The following is a 5,569-nucleotide window of genomic DNA, read 5'->3' as shown; positions in this document are numbered from 1 at the left end:
GCCAGGCGTTTGGCGTAGAGGTCCGGCGCTTCGAGCACCTTGTAGAGGGCGCTGACCCGGGCGAGGAAGGGGGCGGCGGGCACCAGGCCGTATGCCCGGACACACCCCGGAAAAAGCACGGAGGCTTCGGGGGCGACGGTCGGCTGCACCCGTCCCGACAGGGCGAAACGGTTCGGGGCCGGGAAGGTGACGATCTCGGTGCCCTCGGGGAGTGGTGCGGTAGTGGCAGGGGTGAGGCCGGTCCGCGGGCGGACCGCTGGCAGGGTGAGGGCCAGCGCCATCAGGGTGAGCAAGCGCCGCACGATGATTTCGATCTGTTTCAGCCGCCCGGAGGCGCGTCGCTTCAGGCTGCGCCGCAAGGTGAGCGGGCGCAGGTGGGCGTTCGTCATGTTGATGACCGCCCATAGCGCAAGGCGCGCCTGTTCGAGGCCGTGATGGATCAAGTCGGGCGGATGGCTCATGGGCCGCAGTATAGCGCAGGCGAGGTATGGGTCGGAGAAGGGGGTGGAGAGGCGCGCCGCGCGGACCTGCTTTGTGGGCTTGCCAGACGCGGCCAAGGCCTGTGTGGAGCACCCGCCTTGCCAGAATTTCATCATCTCTGTTGGAACCCGGCGCGGCGTATCCCGGTTAGTGGGCATCGTTCAAATTAACGGAGACCCACATGACCAACCAAACCCTGCATACAGAAATCGACGCTCTCAATGACGTCACCAAGGTGCTCATTGACAGCAAGAAGGGCTATGAAAAGTGCTGCGACCTGGCCGATGACGGCTACGCCCTGCGTGCGCAATTCCAGCAGCGGGCGAATGAGCGCGCCGACCTTGTCAGCCGCTTCCAGCACCATGTCCGCAGCCTCGGCGGCGAACCCCAGACGGATGGTGGCACGCTTGGCACACTGCACCGCGGGTTCACGCAATTCGTGTCGCTGTTCCGCGACGATGAAAAGGCTGCGCTTGAAGCCGTCGATGATGGCGAGGAACACCTGGCCAAGGCGATCGAGGATCGGCTGGAGAAAAGCGAGGTGCAGGGACAGTCCCGGGCACTGCTGCAGGACGCCCTTCGCAGCGCCCGCGAAGGCGAGTCGTTCGCCGACCGCCTGACCTGAGACAGGGCTGGATTCGGATAAAGAGAAAGCCGGCTCCTCCGGGAGCCGGTTTTTACCTGCGAGCCTACCAGCGATTATGCACTTCTTCGGCAAAGCCGAGGAGGCGATCGATATGGAGGCTTGTGCCATCATCGAGCACGACATCACCGCTGAAATGTCCGAAGACCTGATCCTGCCGAGTTTCCATGACGCCCAGATTGACATGGGCATCCCGGTTCAGGACCGGTGCGAAGGTCATTTCGAAACGTCCGTCATTGCTGCTGAAACGCCAGGGGGCCTTGTCCAGAGGGCCGTCCGGCAAATGGAACGTGACCGCGTCCAGCTTGTGCGCAGTGCCGTCGAGAAACAGCATGTTCTCGCTGGCAGCCGATGTATCGCCAAACCCGTGACCGATATTGAATCCGAAGGGGCGGCCATTCAGGTGACCTGAGGCAGAGCCCCAATACCAGGTATTGTCATAGGTCCAGACACCGCGTCCCCAGTCGAGGACGCCAGAGGCCCGGTCGGGCTGGAACGGGAACGTCTCCGACCCGATCACGATCTCGCCTTCAGCGGCCAGGCAGTTGATCTTCTGGTTGTAGTAAAAGGCCTTTGGCGCGCCGGGGAAGGGCGTGGCGATCACCATCCTGTCCATTTCGGGCTGGCGCAGGAAGATCTCGCCGCTGAGGCCGCGCCCCTTGTCAAAGCCGGGCGCCTTGACGGTCAGCTGGCGTCCGCCCGGAACGTGCCGAAAGGCCATCTCGAGTGTCTTGTGGGAAAAGATGACATCTCCGCTGTCAGCACTGGCAGGCAGGCCGAACTTGCCCATTGGCAGCGGGACAACCACGTCTTGGGCGCAGGACGAGGGCGTTTCGAAGTCCAGCCAGGTAATCCCGGCAAATCCGAGATAGTCATTGTCGGCCAGCGTGAGCGCCAGGCCGTACCGGTCCGTCAGGACGCAATAATAGTCCCATTCCTTGGTCCTGAGCGGATGCGCGCGGATTGCCCCGCGATCATAGCGGCGCACTTCCGACGTGGCCCAGCCGCACGCTTCAAGCCGGCCCCGGCCATCGAGCAGGTTCCCGCTGCCCATTTTTTCCTGCATACGCCCGCCCCTTTGGATCGTTTTTCTTCTCCGGTTCTCAAAGTAACTGGATGGCCCTGTCAATCCCGGCCAGCCAAGCGGCGCTTGACGCTTGCGCCACGACTGAAGCCGCCGCGCGAGATGCCTGAAAGGAATACGGTGCAGGATATGCGTTCGCGATCGCACGGCAGTGCCAGGCGGAGCGTCTCCTGTGACGGCTCCGCCTGTTACCGGCCGGAATGAGCGTTTAGATCTGTCCCGTGACTTCCAGCACGTCTTCGACGGTGCGCAGGCCGGGTTTCGGGCTGGTGACGAGGACGGCCATGTTGCCGGGCAGGTGCTTGTTGTCGAGCATCTTGTCATGGGCCGCCGGAATCTGGTCGAAGGTGAACACTTCCGACATGCCGGGGTCGATACGCCGGTTGATGACGAGATCATTGGCGGCGCTGGCCTGTTTCAGGTGGGCGAAGTGGCTGCCCTGAACGCGTTTCTGGCGCATCCAGAGGAAACGGGCGTCCATGGTGAGGTTGAAGCCGGTCGTGCCGGCGCAGATAACGACCATGCCGCCGCGCTTCACCACGAAGACCGAGACGGGGAAGGTGGACTCGCCCGGGTGTTCGAACACGATGTCGACATCCTTCTTGCCCGTATGCTCCCAGATGGCTTTGCCGAACTTGCGGGATTCTTTCATATAGTCGTTGAATTCAGGCCCGTTGACCGTGGGCAGCTGGCCCCAGCAATTGAAATCCTTGCGGTTGAGCACGCCCTTGGCGCCGAGGCCCAGCACGTGATCCTTCTTCTCGTCGCTTGAGACGACGCCGATCGCATTGGCCCCGGTGACGGCGCAGAGCTGGACGCCGAAACTGCCAAGGCCACCCGAGGCACCCCAGACGAGCACATTGTCGGCCGGCTTCACGATGTGCGGGCGATGGCCGAACAGCATACGGTAGGCCGTGGCGAGCGTCAGCATGTAGCAGGCGCTTTCTTCCCAGGTCAGGTGTTTCGGGCGCGGCATGCACTGGCGGGCCTGCACGCGGCAGAACTGGCCGAACGAGCCGTCCGGCGTTTCATAGCCCCAGATGCGCTGGGATGGCGAGAACATCGGGTCGCCGCCATTGCATTCCTCGTCGTCGCCATCATCCTGGTTACAGTGGATGACAACTTCGTCGCCAGGCTTCACGCGGGTGACCTTGCGGCCGACGGCCCAGACGATGCCGGCGGCATCGGAGCCTGCGATATGGTAGTCCTGCTTGTGCACGTCGAACACGGAAATCGGATCGCCGAGGGCGGCCCAGATGCCGTTATAATTGACGCCTGCGGCCATCACGAGGACGAGCACTTCGTCGGAATCAATTTCCGGGACGGGAACCTGCTCGAGCTGCATCGCGGTCGACGGACGACCGTGGCGCTCGCGGCGGATGGCCCACGCGTGCATCATTTTCGGGACGTGAAATTCCGGAGGAATTTCGCCCATCGCGTAAATGTCTTTCTGTTCTCTGCCCATAATTGAAATTCCAATCCTCCAAGTTCACGTCAGGAGACAGAGTGCGCACGTTTATTGCGTGTCTTCACAAAGCCCCCGGGTCGCGGCACCTTGGCTTCACGCCCGCTCGGATGCAAGGCATTTGTTGCGGCGCACAATAACGCAACCGGATCAGCGTGACAAAAATGACAATATGCACCACGGCCTACCTAAACGGCGCCTTCTGTTCTGCAGCGGATGCTCGTATATCGCCCTTCGACCGGGGCTTCCTGTTTGCCCATGCCGCCTATGAAGTGACCGCCGTGTATGGCGGACACCTTGTCGATTTCGGGGGCCATATGTCGCGCCTCGACCGCACGCTGGCCGGAATTGGCATTCCGAACCCCCTGAAGGGTGAGGGCTGGGGCAAGGTTCACCGCGATCTGATCGACTATAATACCCTGACCGAAGGCCTGATTTATTTGCAGGTTACGGCGGGGGCCTATGGCATGCGCGACTTTGCCGGGCCGGAGGAATTCGAGCCGACCGTATTCCTGTATGCGGACGCCCGTCCGCTGATTGGCGAGGCCGCGCGGGACGGGATCAGGGCGGTCTTCCTGGACGATACGCGCTGGAAGCGGCGCGACATGAAGACGACCCAGCTGCTGTCGCAGGCGCTGGCCTACCGGGCTGCGCGGGACGCAGGTGCGGACACGGCCTTCCTCGTGGAGGATGGGCGCGTGACCGAGGCGGCCTCGGCCAATGCCTGGATTGTCGATGCCGAAGGGCAGCTGGTGACGCGGGACCTGTCGCCGTCCATCCTGCCGGGGATCACGCGGGCAGGGGTGCTGGACCTGCTGGAAGGGTCAGGCCTTCATCTTGTCGAACGCGCCTTCACGCCGGACGAGGCGTTGGGCGCCAAGGAGGCGTTCACGACGTCTGCGGGCGCGATGATTGCGCCGGTGATTGCGATAAACGGGCAGGCCATCGGCAGCGGCAAGCCGGGGCCGGTGACGCGCCAGATCCAGCGGCTGTATTATCAGGCGATGGGGGCGGACGTGGCGGCGGTGGCGCCGTGGACGATGGGCTGACGCGCAGGCCGGCGGGCGGCCATGACGGCGCGGGCCTTGAGGGTGAGGATCGTTCCGGCGAGCACGATAGTGACGAGGTTCGCGAGGATGACCGGGACGCTGGCAATCATGATTCCATAGGCGAGCCAGGCGGCGATGCCGGCGGTGAACAGGACGTACATGATGAGGGAGATGCCGCCGGTTTCGCGGGTGCGCAGGATCTGGACGGCCTGGGGCACGAACGAGACCGTGGTCAGGATCGCGGCCAAAAAGCCAATAAATTCAGTCATTTGAAGTGTGCTCCGCCCGCGTTCCGGCGGTATATATATCAAGTCCGTTTCAGCGGCGAGGGGGAGAATCGGGCCCGGTTTCGGGATCGTAGAATTCGCCTTCAATGATCTCGCCATCTGCACTGCCTGCGCCGGGATTGGCCTCACGGAACGAGGCGTTCAGGGTAGACAGAACGCTGCTGACCTCAGTTGTGGCGAGCCGGGCGCTGATCGCGTTGGCCGCCAGGGCAAAACCGGTGACGCCGACAAGGATAGCCACGTCTTCAAGGCCGAGGCCGCGCGCGAGGGACGTGTCGCGGAACAAAGCGAGGATGCCGAGGAGGACGATGAACAGGCCGGCCAGGCCGCCAAGGCGCACGGCGAATCCGGGCAGCAAGCCGGCAAGCGTGACAGGTGCGGGTGATCCGGTGAGCCGGGCGAGACGAAAGCGTTCGACCAGGCTGACGCCGATCATGCCCGCTGCGAGCAGCACGATCATCAGCGCGCTGCGCTGCATCAGGGCCACAAGGACAACGCCGAACGGGAAGGCGAGCAGGGTGGCGAGGCGCAGGCCGAGCGCTGTCTGGAGGGGGGAGGAAG

The 5,569-nt window shown here is 63.4% G+C and carries 7 protein-coding genes; 2 read left to right on the top strand and 5 right to left on the bottom strand.

What is annotated here, in order from left to right; all coding sequences use genetic code 11:
* The coding region (locus AADA04_RS08830; RefSeq protein ID WP_340692891.1) for a hypothetical protein at positions 1-461 on the bottom strand (461 nt) is incomplete at its 3' end.
* A gap of 200 nt (positions 462-661) precedes the next feature.
* Between AADA04_RS08830 and AADA04_RS08825 the strand changes: the two genes are divergently transcribed.
* Positions 662-1,105 carry a PA2169 family four-helix-bundle protein gene (locus AADA04_RS08825; RefSeq protein ID WP_340692890.1) on the top strand — a complete coding sequence of 148 codons (444 nt, stop codon included), beginning with the start codon at positions 662-664 and terminating at the stop codon, positions 1,103-1,105.
* A 64-nt stretch (positions 1,106-1,169) separates the two neighbouring features.
* Here AADA04_RS08825 and AADA04_RS08820 read toward each other — a convergent pair whose 3' ends face one another.
* Together AADA04_RS08820 and ccrA are read right to left on the bottom strand one after the other, a co-directional pair.
* Complete coding sequence (locus tag AADA04_RS08820) at positions 1,170-2,189, bottom strand: DUF2804 domain-containing protein (protein ID WP_340692889.1); 1,020 nt, start codon at positions 2,187-2,189, stop codon at positions 1,170-1,172.
* A gap of 226 nt (positions 2,190-2,415) precedes the next feature.
* On the bottom strand, positions 2,416-3,672 hold the full coding sequence (gene ccrA / locus AADA04_RS08815; RefSeq protein WP_340692888.1) for a crotonyl-CoA carboxylase/reductase: 1,257 nt from the start codon (positions 3,670-3,672) through the stop codon (positions 2,416-2,418).
* 164 nt (positions 3,673-3,836) lie between these two features.
* Between ccrA and AADA04_RS08810 the strand changes: the two genes are divergently transcribed.
* Positions 3,837-4,721, top strand: coding sequence for an aminotransferase class IV (locus AADA04_RS08810; RefSeq protein ID WP_340692887.1), 885 nt, complete (start codon positions 3,837-3,839; stop codon positions 4,719-4,721).
* On the opposite strand, the gene AADA04_RS08805 is transcribed toward AADA04_RS08810, so the two are convergent.
* Complete coding sequence (locus tag AADA04_RS08805) at positions 4,670-4,990, bottom strand: SemiSWEET transporter (protein WP_340692886.1); 321 nt, start codon at positions 4,988-4,990, stop codon at positions 4,670-4,672. The genes AADA04_RS08810 and AADA04_RS08805 overlap by 52 nt on opposite strands.
* 49 nt (positions 4,991-5,039) lie before the next feature.
* On the bottom strand, positions 5,040-5,569 hold a 530-nt coding region (locus AADA04_RS08800), incomplete at its 5' end, for a hypothetical protein (RefSeq protein WP_340692885.1).

It is taken from the genome of Hyphomonas sp. (genome assembly GCF_037969335.1).
In the GTDB taxonomy this organism is placed as follows: Bacteria; Pseudomonadota; Alphaproteobacteria; order Caulobacterales; family Hyphomonadaceae; genus Hyphomonas.
Note: the sequence above shows the minus strand (reverse complement) of the source record. Positions and strands in the feature narration are given on the sequence as shown.